We start from the raw sequence: 15,686 nt of genomic DNA on the forward strand, positions 1-15,686 counted from the left end.
CAAGCTTGCCAACTATAGCGGGCAGGTTATGGATATGTGGTGACAAATCGGCCGGCCCGTTCAATACAAATCGACGGGATCAACATCCAATGACCAACGCACCGCCCGCCCGCTCGGCATCTGTTCCAAAACCAGCAGCCAGCTGGCAAGCAACCGATGCAGCGGCGCCCGTGCGGTAGCCTGCAGCAACAACTGCGCACGATAACGCCCGGCCCGCCGCTCCATCGGTGCCGGCACCGGCCCGAGCAGTTCGATTCCGGTCAGATTCTGATCGGCGAGCAAACGCTCGGCCTCGCTGCACGCTTCATCAAGAAAGCCTTCGGCCTGACCCGGCTTGTGCGCTTCGGCCCGCAGCAGCGCCAAATGCGCAAACGGTGGCAATCCCGCCGCGCGCCGCTCGCTCAAGGCCTGTTCGGCAAAGGCGAAGTAACCCTGTTCAGTCAGTTGCACCAGCAGCGGATGGTCGGCCAGGTGCGTCTGGATGATCACCTTGCCCGGCTCTTCCGCCCGGCCCGCGCGACCGGCGACCTGGACAATCAGTTGCGCCATGCGCTCGCTGGCGCGGAAATCACCGGAGAACAGCCCGCCGTCGGCATCCAGGATCGAGACCAGGGTGACCCGTGGAAAGTGGTGTCCCTTGGCGAGCATCTGCGTGCCGACCAGGATGCAGGGGTGACCTTTCTGGATAGTGGCGAACAATTGGTTCATTGCGTCCTTGCGCGATGTACTGTCGCGGTCGACCCGCAGCACCGGAAAGTCCGGGAACAGGATCCCCAGGCGTTCCTCGGCCCGTTCGGTACCGGCTCCCACGGGGCGCAAGTCGACCTTGCTGCATTTGGGGCACTGGCGCGGCACGCGTTCGACATAGCCGCAATGATGGCAGCGCAGTTCGCCGTAGCGCTGGTGCACGGTCATGCGCGCATCGCAGCGTTGGCACTCGGACATCCAGCCGCAGTCGTGGCACAACAGCGTCGGGGCAAAACCGCGGCGGTTGAGGAATACCAGCACCTGTTGGCCGGCGGCAAGTGTCTGGCCGATGGCTTGTTGCATGGGGCCGGAAATGCCGCTGTCCAGCGGACGGCTTTTCACATCCAGGCGCAGGAATCGTGGTTGCTTGGCACCACCCGCGCGCTCGTTCAGCCGCAACAGTCCATAGCGGCCGGTGTAGGCGTTGTGCAGGCTTTCCAGCGAGGGCGTGGCGGAGCCCAGGACAATCGGGATGTTTTCCTGGCGCGCCCGTACCAGCGCCAGGTCGCGCGCGTGGTAGCGCAAGCCTTCCTGCTGCTTGTAAGAGCCGTCGTGTTCTTCGTCGATGATGATCAGTCCCGGGTTTTTCATCGGCGTGAACAGCGCCGAGCGGGTGCCGATAATGATGTCGGCTTCGCCGTCGCGGGCGGCGAGCCAGGCGTCGAGACGTTCGCGATCATTGACCGCCGAGTGAATCAGCGCGATGCGCGCATTGAAGCGCTGCTCGAAGCGCGCCAGGGTTTGCGGCCCGAGGTTGATTTCCGGGATCAGTACCAGCGCTTGCTTGCCGGCCTCCAGGGTTTCGCGGATCAGTTGCAGATAAACTTCGGTTTTGCCGCTGCCGGTAACACCGGCGAGAAGGAACGCGTGGTAACTGTCGAACCCGGCGCGAATGGCTTCATAGGCTGCCCGCTGTTCCGGGTTGAGTGGCAGTTCGGGTTGGGCCAGCCAGTGTTCGTGGCGGGCGCCAGGAGCGTGCCTGCGGATCTCGACCTGGACCAGTTCCTTGGCCAGCAACAGATCGAGGCTGTCCTTGCTCAGCATCAGCTTGCTCAGCAACTGATGGGCGACGCCGTGAGGGTGCTGGGCCAATGTTGCCAAGGCTTCGCGCTGGCGCGGGGCTCGGGCGATACGCGGGTCATCGAGGCTGGCGCCTGGCGCAGCGGACCAGAAGCGCTCCTGGCGCGCCTCGGCCAGTTCACCCTGGCGCAGCAACACCGGCAGTGCCCAGCTCAAGGTGTCGCCGAGGCTGTGCTGGTAGTACTGGGATGTCCACAGGCACAGCTTGAACAGCGCGGGCGGCAGCGGCGGCGTGGCATCCAGCAGTGCGAGGGCAGGTTTGAGTTTCTCCACCGGTACTTCACTGGTGTCGGTAACTTCCACCAGGATCCCGATCATCTCCCGTCGACCGAACGGCACCCGCAAGCGCATGCCGGGGTGCAACTGCGCACGCAGCACGCCGGCCGGCGCCCGGTAGTCGAACAGGCGGCGCAGGGGCGAAGGCAGGGCGAGGCGCAAAATGGCGTCGGGCACGCGGGGGAGTCTCGATCAACAGGCAATGAAGGGTATGACACATAACCTAAGGGAGCGGGCTTGCTCGCGAAAGCGGTGTGTCAGACGCCTTGAATGCTGGCCGGCACACCGCTTTCGCGAGCAAGCCCGCTCCCACAAGGATCGCGCTTTGGGTCGGGAGCCTAGCAGACGGTCGGTCTCAGGGACAGCTTGCGTGATTGGCATTGTCTGGTAGAATCCGCGGCCTAATTACGTGCGGTATTCAACAATAGTGTTGGGTGGCGGCACGCTAGCCAGAGGAAGACACCATGAAAGCTGATATCCATCCAGAATACCCAGCAGTTGCTGTTACCTGCAGCTGCGGCAACAAGTTCGAAACCCGTTCGACCTTCGGCAAAGCCCTGGCGATCGACGTTTGCAACGAATGCCACCCGTTCTACACCGGTAAGCAGAAGACTCTGGACACTGGCGGCCGCGTTCAGCGCTTCGCAGACCGTTTCGGTGCTTTCGGTGCGAAAAAGGCCTAAGGCCAATCAACCTGGGAAAGCGTTGCCGTTTTTCCATGCTGATGAAAAAGGCGTCCCCTGGGGCGCCTTTTTTGTGTCTGGGATTTGGCTGCAATGGCCATTTTCAAATAATTGTAGACATTTTTAATGTGGATTGTGAACAGTCTATCCCTTGTGTTCCGTGGCTCTTGGGCCAAAGTCGTAGGGACGGGTGCTTGACAGGGGTGACCGGTCAGTCTTGTGGGGATTTTGCGAGGCGCGTATCCTCGCTGACCAGTCTGTCCAACAGTAAAAGCGGAATGCCAAAATGTCTGATCTGAAAACTGCCGCTCTCGAATATCATGCCAATCCTCGTCCAGGGAAGCTGAGTGTCGAGCTCACCAAGGCCACCGCTACCGCCCGCGACCTGTCGCTGGCCTACAGCCCCGGCGTAGCTGAACCAGTACGCGAGATCGCCCGCGATCCTGAGCTGGCCTACAAATACACCGGCAAAGGCAACCTGGTTGCAGTCATTTCCGATGGCACCGCGATTCTGGGCCTGGGTAACCTCGGCCCATTGGCCTCCAAGCCAGTGATGGAAGGTAAAGGCGTGCTGTTCAAGCGCTTCGCCGGTATCGACGTATTCGACATCGAAGTCGACTCCGAAAGCCCGCAAGCCTTCATCGACACCGTCAAGCGCATCTCCATCACCTTCGGTGGCATCAACCTGGAAGACATCAAGGCACCTGAGTGCTTTGAGATCGAACGTGCCCTGATCGAGCAGTGCGACATCCCGGTATTCCACGACGACCAGCACGGCACCGCGATCGTGACGGCTGCCGGCATGATCAACGCCCTGGAAATCGCTGGCAAAACCCTGCCGCAAGCCAAGATCGTGTGCCTGGGTGCCGGCGCTGCCGCCATCTCCTGCATGAAATTGCTGGTGAGCATGGGTGCCAACATCGAAAACATCTACATGGTTGACCGTACCGGTGTGATTCACTCCGGCCGTGACGACCTGAACCAGTACAAGGCTGTCTTCGCTCACGCGACCGACAAGCGCACCCTGGCAGACGCCCTGCAAGGCGCAGACGTGTTCGTCGGCCTGTCCGGCCCGAACCTGCTGAGCCCTGAAGGCCTGCTGTCGATGGCGCCTAACCCGATCGTGTTCGCGTGCTCGAACCCGGATCCGGAAATTTCCCCGGAGCTGGCGCATGCCACCCGCAACGACGTGATCATGGCCACCGGCCGTTCGGACTACCCGAACCAGGTCAACAACGTACTGGGCTTCCCGTTCATCTTCCGTGGTGCCCTGGACGTTCGCGCCAAGCGCATCAACGAAGAAATGAAAGTAGCTGCGGCCAACGCCCTGCGCGAATTGGCCAAGTTGCCAGTACCTCAGGAAGTGTGCGACGCCTACGGCGGCATCGCGCTGGAATTCGGTCGTGAGTACATCATTCCGAAACCAATGGACGCCCGCCTGATCACCGTGATCTCCGATGCCGTGGCCAAGGCTGCGATCGAGACCGGCGTGGCAACCCTGCCGTATCCGAAGAACTACCCGCTGAAAAGCGTGGATGACGTGTTCAACGGCTAAGTCGTTGTAGCGCTTCAACCAAAAGCCCCGGCTCATTTTGAGTCGGGGCTTTTTCGTATCTGTGAGTTTTGCGTCGAGGGTGCGGGCGCCGCTAATCCCAGTGGGAGCGGGCTTGCCCGCGAAGACGGCAGCTCAATCAATGCAAGGCTGGCAGGCAATAAAAAAGCCCCGCGCTTCACTCGAAGGCGGGGCTTTTTGCGCTGCTATACGGGATCAGAACAAATCAATCGGTGCCGCTTCATCCGCCGGCAGTGGGCTGCCTGGCGCAGTGCCGTTGCCCAGCTCATTGCCCGTCGGCGGCGTATCCTCGACCTTGAACAGTTCGAAGTAAGCCCCTGGCGTGCCTGGAGTGGCCGCACGACCACTGACAGGGTCTACCCGCAGGCTCAGGATGCCTTCCGGCTCCGGCTGGGTGTGTGGCGGCAGTCCTTCGAGCGCAGCCCCCATGTAGTTCATCCAGATCGGCAAGGCGACGGTGCCGCCAAACTCCTTGCGACCCAGGCTTTCAGGCTGGTCGAAGCCGGTCCAGACGGTGGTGACGTAATCGGCGTTGTAGCCGGAGAACCAGGCGTCCTTGGACTCGTTGGTGGTACCGGTCTTGCCCGCGATGTCGCCGCGTCCCAGGGCCAGCGCGCGACGGCCAGTACCGAGCTTGATCACGTCTTCGAGCATGCTGTTGAGGATGTAGGTTGTGCGTCCGTCGACAATGCGCTCAGCCACGGCGGGTGCTTGCGCGGCTGGTGGCTCGCCCGGTACTTGGCCAGGTGTTGCATTGACCGTAAAGGCTTCGGCGGCAGGTGCGGCGATACCGTCGGTCGCGACAGCGCCTTTTGGCACGCTTGGCGGGTTGGCGACGAACAGCGTATCGCCGTTGCGGCTCTCGATCTTGTCGATGATGTACGGGGTGATCTTGTAGCCGCCATTGGCGAAGGTAGCCCAGCCCGTGGCAATTTCCATTGGTGTCAGGGTCGCGGTGCCCAGGGCCAGGGAAAGGTTGGGCGGCAGATCCTGCTTGTTGAAGCCAAAGCGGCTGATGTAGTCGATGGTTTTACCAACCCCCATTGCTTGCAGCAGGCGGATCGAAACCAGGTTGCGCGACTTGTAGAGCGCTTCGCGCAGGCGGATCGGGCCGAGGAAGGTGTTGGTATCGTTTTTCGGGCGCCAGACCTTGTCCAGGTACTCGTCGACAAACACGATCGGTGCGTCGTTCACCAGGCTGGAGGCGGTGTAGCCGTTATCCAGGGCGGCGCTGTAGACGAACGGCTTGAAGCTCGAGCCCGGCTGGCGCTTGGCCTGAAGGGCGCGGTTGTAGTTACTCTGCTCGAAGGCGAAACCGCCGACCAGAGAGCGGATGGCGCCATTTTGCGGGTCAAGGGAGACCAGTGCGCCCTGGGCTTGCGGGATCTGGCTGAACTTCAGCGTATTGTCCGCCTGGCGCTGCACGCGTATCAGGTCGCCGACCTGGGCTACGTCCGAGGGTTGTTTCGGATTGGGCCCCATGCTGTTGGTGTTCAGGAATGGGCGAGCCCATTTCATGCTGTCCCAGCCAACGTGCTCGCTGCCGGTGCGGGTCAGCACTTGCAGGCCGTTCTTGTCGACCTGGGTGACGATGGCCGGCTCGAGACTGCTGACGGTGCGTTGCTTGGTCAGTTCGGTCGCCCACGCCTCGCGCGTCTTGCCCGGCAGGCGCGACTCGGGGCCCCGGTAGCCGTGACGCTGGTCATAGGTCATCAAGCCTTCGTGGAGGGCGGTGTTGGCCATCTCTTGAAGGTTGCTCGGCACCGTGGTGGTGACGCGGAAACCTTCGGTGTACGCATCGCTGCCATATCGACCAACCATTTCGGCGCGAGCCATCTCGGCGATGTAGGGCGCGTTCACTTCTGGCGTTGGTACGTGATAGCTGGCGTTCAGTGGTTCGTTGATGGCGGCCGTGTAGTCGGCTTCGCTGATTTTGCCCAGCTTGTACATGCGCCCCAGGATCCAGTCGCGACGCTCCTTGCTGCGGGCCGGGTTGGCCAGCGGGTTGAATCGCGAAGGGGCCTTGGGCAGGCCGGCGATCATCGCCATCTGCGCCAGGCTGATGTCGCGAATCGACTTGCCGTAATACACCTGCGCCGCCGCTTCGATGCCGTAGGCACGATTGCCCAGATAGATCTTGTTGACGTAAAGCTCAAGGATTTCGTCCTTGGTCAGTTGTCGTTCGATCTGCAGGGCCAGGAGAATCTCGGTGGTTTTGCGCGAGAAGCTGCGTTCGCTGGTCAGGAAGAAGTTCTTCGCCACCTGCATGGTGATGGTGCTGCCGCCGGACTGGATATGGCCGCTTTTCACCAGCTGAGTGGCGGCGCGCATCAGGCTGCTGGGATCGACACCGTAGTGGTTGGCGAAGTTGTCGTCTTCAGCACTTAGTAACGCATTAATGAAATTGGGGGGAATGTCGGCGAAACGGATCGGTGTACGGCGCATTTCGCCGAATTCTGCGATCAACTTGTTATCGCTGCTGTAGACCCGCAAAGGGATCTGCAACTGGATGCTTCTCAGTGCCTCTACGGACGGTAATCCGGGACTAAGGTAAAGAAACGCCCCACTCAGACCCAGAAGCAGTCCGCAGAATACGGCGACGATGGACCAACCGAAAAATTTCAGCAGACGAATCAAGGCTTTTGGACATCCAGGGTAAAAAATGAATTTGGCATCAGGGTTCAGGCTAAGGAGAACGACCCGCGCTTGAGAAAAAGCGGAAAAAAACGCTGGGCATTATAAGCATTTTTCCGTCCATGGCGTTATTTGCGCTGCTGTCAAGACGGGTGGTTTGAACGCAACCCCCGTTATGGAGTCCGTAACACACGGAAAGTCATAGGGAATTGGTAGTGCTAGGACTCTTCAATAAAAAAGCCAGGTCGCTTCTGGGGATCGATATCAGCTCCACATCGGTGAAGCTGCTGGAGCTGAGCCGCCAGGGCAGTGGCTATCGGGTCGAAACTTACGCGGTCGAGCCGTTACCCCCCGGTGCGGTCATCGAAAAAAACATCACCGAGCTCGATGGCGTGGGCCAGGCCGTGGCGCGTGCGCTGGTCAAGGCCCGGACCAGCCTCAAGAACGTAGCCGTGGCTGTGGCCGGTTCGGCGGTGATCACCAAGACTATCGAGATGGAGGCCGGACTTTCCGATGACGAGATGGAAGATCAGCTGAAGATTGAGGCCGATCAGTACATTCCTTATCCGTTGGACGAAGTTGCCATCGATTTCGAGGTCCAGGGCGCGTCAGCGCGCAATCCTGAGCGGGTCAACGTGTTGCTCGCCGCCTGTCGCAAGGAGAACGTCGAAATCCGAGAGGCCGCCTTGGGCCTGGCGGGCTTGACTGCGCGCGTGGTCGATGTCGAGGCCTATGCCCTGGAACGATCTTGCAGTCTGCTGAAGAACCCGCGAGGGGGCTTCCAAGGGCGACTGGTGGCGGTGGTCGACGTCGGCGCAACCATGACCACCCTGAGCGTGCTGCATGACGGAAGGATCATCTACAGCCGCGAACAGTTGTTTGGTGGCCGCCAGCTCACCGAGGAAATTCAGCGCCGATATGGTCTGACCGTCGAGCAAGCGGGCCTGGCGAAGAAGCAGGGTGGTTTGCCTGACGATTATGCCAGTGAAGTCTTGCAGCCATTTCGTGAGGCGCTGGTGCAGCAAGTGTCGCGTTCGTTGCAGTTCTTCTTTGCTTCGGGCCACTACAAAACGGTCGACCACATTCTGCTGGCAGGGGGAACTGCGTCGGTCTCCGGCCTGGAGCAGTTGATCGAGCAGCAACTGGGTACGCCGACACAGGTGGCCAATCCGTTTTGCGACATGACCCTGAGCAGCAAGGTCAACGCCGCGGCGCTGACCAGCGATGCGCCCGCACTGATGATCGCCTGCGGGCTGGCCCTCAGGAGTTTCGACTGATGGCGCGGATCAATCTATTGCCCTGGCGCGAAGAGCGGCGCGAACAGCGGCGCAAGCGCTTTCTACTGATGCTGGTCGGTGTACTGGTGGGCTCGACGGGTGCGCTGTTCTTCGCCAACCAGGTCATCAGCAGCGCCATCGAGCGGCAGCTTGCGCGTAATGATTACATCGGCAGACAAATCGCCGTGGTCGACGAGCGGATCAAGCAGATCAGTGATCTCAAGGCCCGTCGCGAGCAATTGGTCGAGCGCATGCGCATCATCCAGGACTTGCAGGGCAATCGTCCGATCAGCGGGCGAATGTTTGATCAATTGGCGCGCACCTTGCCCGATGGGGTGTTTTTCACTGAAGTCAAAATGGCGGGCAAGACCTTGTCCATTACCGGGGCGGCGCAATCGAATAATCGCGTTTCAGACTTGATGCGCAACCTTGATGCGTCCGACTGGTTTGATGCGCCCAGCCTCACTGAAGTCAAGGCGACGACCGCTGGTCAGCTGGACCAGGCCAACGTTTTTCAGTTGACCGTTCGTCAGACCCAGCCTGCGGCCACGGAGGTCGACAAGTGAGTCCGTCCGAGTGGTTCGAAGGGCTTCGCCGGATCGACATCAACGATCTGGACACCAATAACATCGGTACCTGGCCACCCGCGATCAAGGTCCTGACGGGCATTGTGGTCGCAATCCTGGTGCTTTCGATCGGCTACAGCTTTTCCACGAGCGAGCTTGAAAGCCAGCTCGAACTCAAGCGCAAGGAGGAGTCGACCCTCAAAGAGCAATTTGCCAGCAAATCCCATTTAGCGGCGAATCTGGAGCTCTACACCCAGCAGATGAAGGAGATGGAGAACTCCTTTGGCGTGCTGCTCCGGCAACTGCCCAGCGACACCGAAGTCCCCGGCTTGCTGGAGGACATCACGCGAACGGGGCTGGGCAGCGGCCTGGAGTTCGAAGAGATCAAGCTGCTGCCGGAGGTCACCCAGCCTTTCTATATCGAATTGCCGATCCAGATCACGGTTACCGGCGCCTATCACGACCTGGCCACTTTCGTCAGTGGCGTGGCCGGGTTGCCGCGTATCGTCACCCTGCATGATTTCGACCTGGCGCCGGTCAATCCCGACGGCGGGCCGAAGTTGCGCATGAGCATCCTGGCCAAGACCTACCGCTACAACGACAAGGGGCTGCATCGATGAGCCCGCTTCGTGGTTATTCGCTGATGGTGTTGATGGCCATATTGGCTGGCTGTGGCGGCAGCGATGATTTCAGTGATCTGGACGCTTACATGAACGAAATGCGCCTGCGGGCACCGGGCCAGATTGAACCAACGCCGACATTCCGGTCTTACCCGACATTCACCTATAACGCCGCCAACCTGCGCAGCCCGTTTTCCCGGCAGGTCAAGGTCGATCTCGCACTCAAGCAGGGGGCGCGTAATGTCCAGCCGGACCCCAACCGGGTCAAGCAGTACCTTGAGGGTTTCAATATCGAGCAGTTTGAAATGGTCGGCACAATCTCCAATGCAGCGGGCTCCTTTGCCTTGTTGCGCGGCGCCGGTGGGGTGCATCGGCTGAAAGTCGGCGATTACCTGGGGCGTAACGACGGTCGGATAGTCGCCATCAGTGGCTCGCAAGTCGATGTGGTCGAAATCGTTCCCGACGGTGAAGGGGCTTGGCTGGAGCGGCCGCGGACCCTTCCTTTGAAAGAGCATTCATAGTGGAACTCGAACAATGAACAGGATTCTCTCCGCCCTCGGCGTATCGCTATGGATAGCGTTGCTGGCGCCGATGGTACAAGCGGCCAAACTCAAGGCGCTGGATGTCGCCGCTTTACCGGGAGATCGCGTCGAGTTGAAACTGGTGTTCGACGAGCCACCTCCGACGCCCCGTGGCTACACCACGGAATCCCCCGCCAGGATTGCCCTGGATCTGCCCGGTGTCGTCAGTCAATTGGCGAGCAAGACGCGGGACCTGGGCAATGGCAATGCCCGCAGCGCGACTGTGGTGGAGGCCAAGGATCGTGCGCGGCTGATCATCAATCTGACCCAGTTGAGCCCCTACGACTTCCGGGTCGAAGGCAATAATCTGTTTGTGGTGATCGGGCAGGGTGGCAAAGGCATGGCCCCGCGAGCGGCCGCTACCGCCGTTCCGGTCCAGGCCTCGAAACGTGCGGCTGCGCCGGCTGGCAAGGCCATTCGTGCGGTGGATTTCCAACGTGGCACTCAGGGGGAAGGCAATGTCGTGATTGATTTGTCGGATCCGTCCATTGCCCCGGACATTCAGGAACGCGAAGGCAAAATCATTCTCGGTTTTGCCAAGACCCGATTGCCCGAGCCATTGCGCGTGCGCCTGGACGTCAAGGATTTCGCTACCCCAGTGCAGTTCGTCAATGCCAGTGTCATAGGGGATAGGGCGACGATCACGATCGAGCCCGGTGGTGCCTTCGATTATTCGACCTATCAGACCGACAACAAGCTGACCGTCAGCGTCCGTCCGATGACTGTCGACGACCTGCAAAAGCGCAACGCGGACCGTAATGCCTACAGCGGTGAAAAGCTCTCGCTGAATTTCCAGGACATCGATGTGCGCTCGGTGCTGCAACTGATCGCCGATTTCACCAACCTCAATCTGGTCGCCAGTGACACGGTGCAGGGGGGCATTACCTTGCGCCTGCAAAATGTACCCTGGGACCAGGCGCTGGACCTGGTGCTGAAAACCAAGGGCCTGGACAAACGCAAGGTGGGTAATGTGCTGCTCGTTGCGCCGGCCGACGAAATTGCGGCCCGTGAGCGTCAGGAGCTTGAATCACAGAAGCAGATTGCCGACCTGGCGCCGCTGCGTCGGGAACTGTTGCAGGTCAATTACGCCAAGGCGGCCGATATCGCCAAACTGTTCCAGTCGGTGACCAGTGCCGAGGCGAAAGCCGACGAGCGGGGGTCGATCACCGTCGATGAGCGCACCAACAACATCATTGCCTACCAGACCCAGGACCGGCTCGACGAACTGCGGCGAATCGTTGCGCAACTGGATATCCCGGTGCGTCAGGTGATGATCGAGGCGCGCATCGTGGAAGCCAACGTTGATTATGACAAAAGCCTCGGCGTGCGCTGGGGTGGCTCGATACAGAACAAAGGCAACTGGAATGTTTCCGGGGTCGGTAACGGCGCCGACGCCAGTAGCGGTTCGCCGTTCGTCGACTTGGGTGCCGCCAACAACACGTCGGGCATCGGCATTGCCTTCATCACGGACAACGTATTGCTGGACCTCGAATTGACGGCCATGGAAAAGACCGGCAATGGTGAAATCGTCTCGCAACCCAAGGTAGTCACCTCTGACAAGGAAACCGCGAAGATCCTCAAGGGCACCGAGATTCCCTATCAGGAAGCCAGCTCCAGCGGTGCTACGTCGGTCTCCTTCAAGGAAGCTTCGCTGTCGCTGGAGGTGACGCCGCAGATCACCCCGGACAACCGGATCATCATGGAGGTCAAGGTCACCAAGGACGAGCCGGACTACCTGAACAAGGTCCAGGATGTGCCGCCGATCAAGAAAAACGAAGTCAACGCCAAGGTCCTGGTGAACGATGGCGAGACCATCGTCATTGGCGGTGTTTTCTCAAATACTCAAAGCAAGGTTGTAGATAAGGTGCCATTTCTTGGCGATGTGCCGTATCTTGGCCGCCTTTTCCGGCGCGACGTGGTTTCGGAGAAAAAATCCGAGCTGTTGGTGTTTCTCACTCCGCGTATCATGAATAACCAGGCGATTGCTGTGAGTCGTTGATTCTGTGCGAAATTTGATACTTGTAGGACCGATGGGGGCTGGCAAAAGCACCATCGGCCGATTGCTGGCCAAAGAGCTGCGCTTGCCATTCAAAGATTCCGACAAGGAAATTGAATTACGCACGGGCGCCAATATCCCATGGATCTTCGACAAGGAAGGCGAACCGGGCTTTCGTGAGCGCGAGCAGGCAATGATTGCCGAGCTGTGCGATTACGATGGCGTGGTGCTGGCGACCGGCGGCGGGGCAGTCATGCGTGAAGCCAATCGTCGGGCGCTGCGCGCTGGCGGGCGGGTGGTCTATCTGCATGCCTCTGTCGAGCAACAGGTCGGTCGCACGTCCCGCGATCGCAATCGGCCCTTGCTGCGCACCGCCGATCCGGCCAAGACCCTGCGGGATCTGCTGGCGATCCGTGATCCCCTTTATCGGGAAATCGCCGATCTGGTGGTGGAAACCGATGAGCGACCACCGCGAATGGTCGTGCTCGATATCCTGGAGCGTCTGCAGCAATTGCCGCCCCGTTAAAGCGCTGCACGAAATGCGCTATCCTCGGCGTCCGGCCATGACCGCTCCAGGTTGTGGCGAACGGCCGACGAGCGGCGTCACACCAGCAGTGGCCGTAGACATTCGTTAACTCAAGGCAGGTTGCCTGATTCCATCTTCACTGTGGGGACACATGCAGACACTCAAGGTCGATCTAGGCGAGCGCAGCTACCCGATTCATATTGGCGAAGGTTTGTTGGACCGGCCTGAGCTGCTGGCCCCCCATATTCGTGGACGGCAAGTGGCAATCATTTCCAATGAAACCGTCGCGCCGCTCTATCTCGAACGTCTGACCCGCAGTCTTGCGCAGTTCTCGGTGATTTCCGTGGTGCTGCCTGACGGTGAGGCCTTCAAGACCTGGGAAACCCTGCAACTGATATTTGATGGCCTGCTGACCGCGCGGCATGATCGACGCACCACGGTGATCGCCCTGGGGGGCGGTGTGATTGGCGACATGGCCGGTTTCGCGGCGGCCTGCTACCAGCGCGGTGTCGATTTCATCCAGGTGCCGACCACGCTGCTGTCGCAGGTCGACTCTTCGGTGGGTGGCAAGACCGGTATCAACCATCCGCTGGGCAAGAACATGGTCGGTGCCTTCTATCAGCCGAACGTCGTGCTGATCGACACCACTTCTCTCAATACCTTGCCGGCCCGCGAGCTGTCCGCCGGCCTGGCTGAAGTCATCAAGTACGGGCTGATCTGCGATGAGCCGTTCCTGACCTGGCTCGAAGACAACGTCGACCGCCTGCGCAACCTGGATCAGCAAGCCCTGACCTATGCCATCGAGCGCTCCTGTGCGGCCAAGGCGGCCGTGGTCGGCGCCGACGAGAAGGAAACCGGTGTGCGGGCAACGCTCAACCTGGGTCACACCTTCGGTCACGCGATCGAGACTCATATGGGCTATGGTGTCTGGCTGCATGGTGAAGCGGTGGCTGCTGGCACGGTAATGGCTCTGGAAATGTCCGCGCGCCTGGGCTGGATCAGCGAGCAGGACCGCGACCGTGGCATCCGACTGTTCCAGCGTGCCGGCCTGCCGGTCATTCCGCCTGAAGAAATGACGGAAGCCGATTTTCTCGAGCACATGGCAATTGACAAGAAAGTGATCGACGGTCGTTTGCGCCTGGTGCTGCTGCGCCACATGGGCGAAGCGGTGGTGACCGACGATTATCCGAAAGAGGTTCTACAGGCCACGCTGGGAGCGGATTACCGCGCCCTGGCTCAGCTTAAAGGTTAATAAGAACACGATGACTAGTTTGCATGCCGACGAGGCTTTCCTCGGCCACTACCAGTTGAGTCATGACCCTTTTGCTCCACGGGTCCCTGGCTTCAAGTTTTTCCCTGCCCAGCGCAAACCGGTACTGGGGCAGTTGCACCATCTGGCGCGGTACAGCCAGTTGCTATTGGTGGTCACCGGTCCACAAGGCAGCGGCAAGACCCTGTTGCGTCAGGCCCTGGTGGCCAGCACCAACAAGCAAACGGTGCAGAGCGTGGTGGTTTCCGCCCGTGGCGCCGGTGATTCGGCTGGCTTGTTGCAGCAGGTCGCCCAGGCACTGAACGTTGCCCAGGCCGAGATCGGTGCAATCCTGAAACAGGTGGTTCAACTTGCTCTTACGGGGCAGGAGGTCTATCTGCTGGTCGATGATGCCGAGCAGCTTGACGAGTCTGCGCTCGAGGCCTTGATGGCCCTGGCCGCCGGTGCACCGGAAGGCCGTCCGCATGTGTTCCTGTTCGGCGAGTCGTCGATGATCGCTCAGCTCGATCAGTTGAGTCTCGAGGAAGAGCGCTTCCATGTCATCGAACTGCAGCCTTACACCGAAGAGGAAACTCGCGAATACCTGGAGCAGCGGCTCGAAGGCGCCGGCCGGGGTATCGAACTTTTCACTGCAAATCAGATCTCTGATATTCACGAAAGCTCCGAGGGTTGGCCTGGCAATATCAACCAGGTTGCCCGCGATGCGATGATCGAAGCCATGATTGCCAGCCGCTCCGCGGTGAAGCGTCCAAGTATGGGGTTCAATATGCCGAAGAAACACGTATTGGCGATTTCCGCCGTCGTTGTGGTCGCGGTAGCTGCCGCCTGGTTGATGCCGGGTCGCAGCAAGACACCGACCACGGGGGCGCCTGCCAACGAACAGGCGCAACTACCGCTCGGGCAGGGGTCGCCACAGTCTGGCGGTGCGCCGGCCGTCGAATTCGCCGGCAATACGCAGCCAATGCCATTGCCGTTGGTCGGCAATTCGCAACCGGTCATGCGCGAGCCATTGGCCGAAGCGGCAGGCGGTATTACCGAAGGCGATGACGGCGTACCGGTCGAGGGTTCCAGCGCGACCCCGCCAACCGTGACCACCATTGCACCGCCGACAGGCGTTCCGGCTGGCCCTGCGCCAACGCCGGCAGCCAAACCGACGCCTGCACCGACCCAGGTCGCTACCGCCAAACCGGCGCCTGCCCCGGTTGCCAAGCCTGCACCGGCTCCAGCGCCGGCCAAGCCTGCCGCCGTTGCCGCCAAACCGGCCGAAAAACCGGCGACCGGCGCCAAGGCTGCCGGTGGCACCTGGTACGCGGGCCAGGCGCCGGGGAACTACGTGGTGCAGATCCTCGGCACCAGCTCGGAAACGGCCGCGCAAAGCTTCGTCAAGGAGCAGGGCGGCGAGTACCGTTATTTCAAGAAAGTCCTCAACGGCAAACCGCTCTACGTGATCACCTACGGCAGTTTCGCCAATCGTGATGCAGCCGTTTCCGCCATCAAGGCCTTGCCAGCGAAGGTTCAGGCTGGTAAACCTTGGCCACGCTCTGTCGCCAGCGTCCAACAGGAACTGGCAACAGCTCGCTGAAGATTCGGCGGCCTTACCCAGGCCGCCTCTCCAAGCACCTCAAAATTTCTGCACGGCATGCCGCCTCTACAGGCCGCGTGCCTTGTGGTGTCTGCGTCACAGTAGTCTTTGAGTCGTTGCGGTCAAAATTAAAAAAAGTTTTGACTAGCACAGCAGATCGCTTTAAACCTTTCACAAATGCGACATAGATTTGCGACATTTCGTCGCCAAATTTGTGAGGCCAAGTGTCGGTGTGTACAATGACCTCCCTTTTGCCCCCGCAAAGCTGGCGTACG

12 protein-coding genes are annotated in these 15,686 nt (G+C 60.3%); 10 read left to right on the forward strand and 2 right to left on the reverse strand.

Going from position 1 to position 15,686, the window contains the following annotated elements:
* Window positions 1–60 precede the first annotated feature (60 nt).
* A complete protein-coding gene (locus tag NQL71_RS11050) occupies window positions 61–2,280 on the reverse strand; it encodes a primosomal protein N' (RefSeq protein ID WP_046816954.1) in 2,220 nt (739 codons plus the stop codon).
* Between the two features lie 287 nt (window positions 2,281–2,567).
* On the opposite strand from NQL71_RS11050, the gene rpmE reads away from it, so the two are divergent.
* The gene (rpmE, locus tag NQL71_RS11055) at window positions 2,568–2,786 is read left to right on the forward strand and encodes a 50S ribosomal protein L31 (RefSeq protein ID WP_008047849.1); all 219 of its coding nucleotides are present in this window, start codon (window positions 2,568–2,570) and stop codon (window positions 2,784–2,786) included.
* A 286-nt stretch (window positions 2,787–3,072) separates the two neighbouring features.
* Complete coding sequence (locus NQL71_RS11060) at window positions 3,073–4,341, forward strand: malic enzyme-like NAD(P)-binding protein (RefSeq protein WP_166618839.1); 1,269 nt, start codon at window positions 3,073–3,075, stop codon at window positions 4,339–4,341.
* Window positions 4,342–4,554: 213 nt separating this feature from the next.
* Here NQL71_RS11060 and NQL71_RS11065 read toward each other — a convergent pair whose 3' ends face one another.
* A complete protein-coding gene (locus tag NQL71_RS11065) occupies window positions 4,555–6,993 on the reverse strand; it encodes a penicillin-binding protein 1A (RefSeq protein WP_425520683.1) in 2,439 nt (812 codons plus the stop codon).
* 215 nt (window positions 6,994–7,208) lie between these two features.
* On the opposite strand from NQL71_RS11065, the gene NQL71_RS11070 reads away from it, so the two are divergent.
* The 8 genes from NQL71_RS11070 (at window position 7,209) to NQL71_RS11105 (ending at window position 15,411) form a co-directional block, all read left to right on the forward strand.
* Window positions 7,209–8,270 (forward strand): pilus assembly protein PilM, encoded by a 1,062-nt coding sequence (locus tag NQL71_RS11070; protein WP_077185449.1) that lies wholly within the window; start codon window positions 7,209–7,211, stop codon window positions 8,268–8,270.
* Complete coding sequence (locus tag NQL71_RS11075) at window positions 8,270–8,836, forward strand: PilN domain-containing protein (protein ID WP_046816958.1); 567 nt, start codon at window positions 8,270–8,272, stop codon at window positions 8,834–8,836. The genes NQL71_RS11070 and NQL71_RS11075 overlap by 1 nt, the downstream gene beginning before the upstream one ends.
* The gene (gene pilO, locus NQL71_RS11080; RefSeq protein ID WP_166618838.1) at window positions 8,833–9,456 is read left to right on the forward strand and encodes a type 4a pilus biogenesis protein PilO; all 624 of its coding nucleotides are present in this window, start codon (window positions 8,833–8,835) and stop codon (window positions 9,454–9,456) included. The genes NQL71_RS11075 and pilO overlap by 4 nt, the downstream gene beginning before the upstream one ends.
* A complete protein-coding gene (locus NQL71_RS11085) occupies window positions 9,453–9,977 on the forward strand; it encodes a pilus assembly protein PilP (protein ID WP_046816960.1) in 525 nt (174 codons plus the stop codon). Before pilO ends, NQL71_RS11085 begins: the two co-directional genes overlap by 4 nt.
* 13 nt (window positions 9,978–9,990) lie before the next feature.
* Window positions 9,991–12,036: a type IV pilus secretin PilQ gene (locus NQL71_RS11090; protein WP_274642644.1), complete on the forward strand. Its 2,046-nt coding sequence runs from the start codon at window positions 9,991–9,993 to the stop codon at window positions 12,034–12,036.
* Between the two features lie 4 nt (window positions 12,037–12,040).
* Window positions 12,041–12,559, forward strand: a complete 519-nt coding sequence (gene aroK, locus NQL71_RS11095) for a shikimate kinase AroK (RefSeq protein WP_032831512.1) — start codon at window positions 12,041–12,043, stop codon at window positions 12,557–12,559.
* 151 nt (window positions 12,560–12,710) lie between these two features.
* The gene (aroB, locus tag NQL71_RS11100) at window positions 12,711–13,811 is read left to right on the forward strand and encodes a 3-dehydroquinate synthase (RefSeq protein WP_046816962.1); all 1,101 of its coding nucleotides are present in this window, start codon (window positions 12,711–12,713) and stop codon (window positions 13,809–13,811) included.
* A 10-nt stretch (window positions 13,812–13,821) separates the two neighbouring features.
* The gene (locus NQL71_RS11105) at window positions 13,822–15,411 is read left to right on the forward strand and encodes an AAA family ATPase (RefSeq protein ID WP_046816963.1); all 1,590 of its coding nucleotides are present in this window, start codon (window positions 13,822–13,824) and stop codon (window positions 15,409–15,411) included.
* Window positions 15,412–15,686 lie beyond the last annotated feature (275 nt).

This window comes from Pseudomonas serbica, assembly GCF_028823535.1.
Taxonomy (GTDB): domain Bacteria; phylum Pseudomonadota; class Gammaproteobacteria; order Pseudomonadales; family Pseudomonadaceae; genus Aquipseudomonas; species Aquipseudomonas serbica.

Excerpts from the sequence above, each read along its gene's own strand:
- rpmE (WP_008047849.1), top strand. The coding sequence starts at position 2,568 with ATGAAAGCTGATATCCATCCAGAATACCCAGCAGTTGCTGTTACCTGC.
- NQL71_RS11060 (WP_166618839.1), top strand. The coding sequence starts at position 3,073 with ATGTCTGATCTGAAAACTGCCGCTCTCGAATATCATGCCAATCCTCGT.
- NQL71_RS11075 (WP_046816958.1), top strand. The coding sequence starts at position 8,270 with ATGGCGCGGATCAATCTATTGCCCTGGCGCGAAGAGCGGCGCGAACAG.
- NQL71_RS11085 (WP_046816960.1), top strand. The coding sequence starts at position 9,453 with ATGAGCCCGCTTCGTGGTTATTCGCTGATGGTGTTGATGGCCATATTG.
- NQL71_RS11090 (WP_274642644.1), top strand. The coding sequence starts at position 9,991 with ATGAACAGGATTCTCTCCGCCCTCGGCGTATCGCTATGGATAGCGTTG.
- aroB (WP_046816962.1), top strand. The coding sequence starts at position 12,711 with ATGCAGACACTCAAGGTCGATCTAGGCGAGCGCAGCTACCCGATTCAT.
- NQL71_RS11105 (WP_046816963.1), top strand. The coding sequence starts at position 13,822 with ATGACTAGTTTGCATGCCGACGAGGCTTTCCTCGGCCACTACCAGTTG.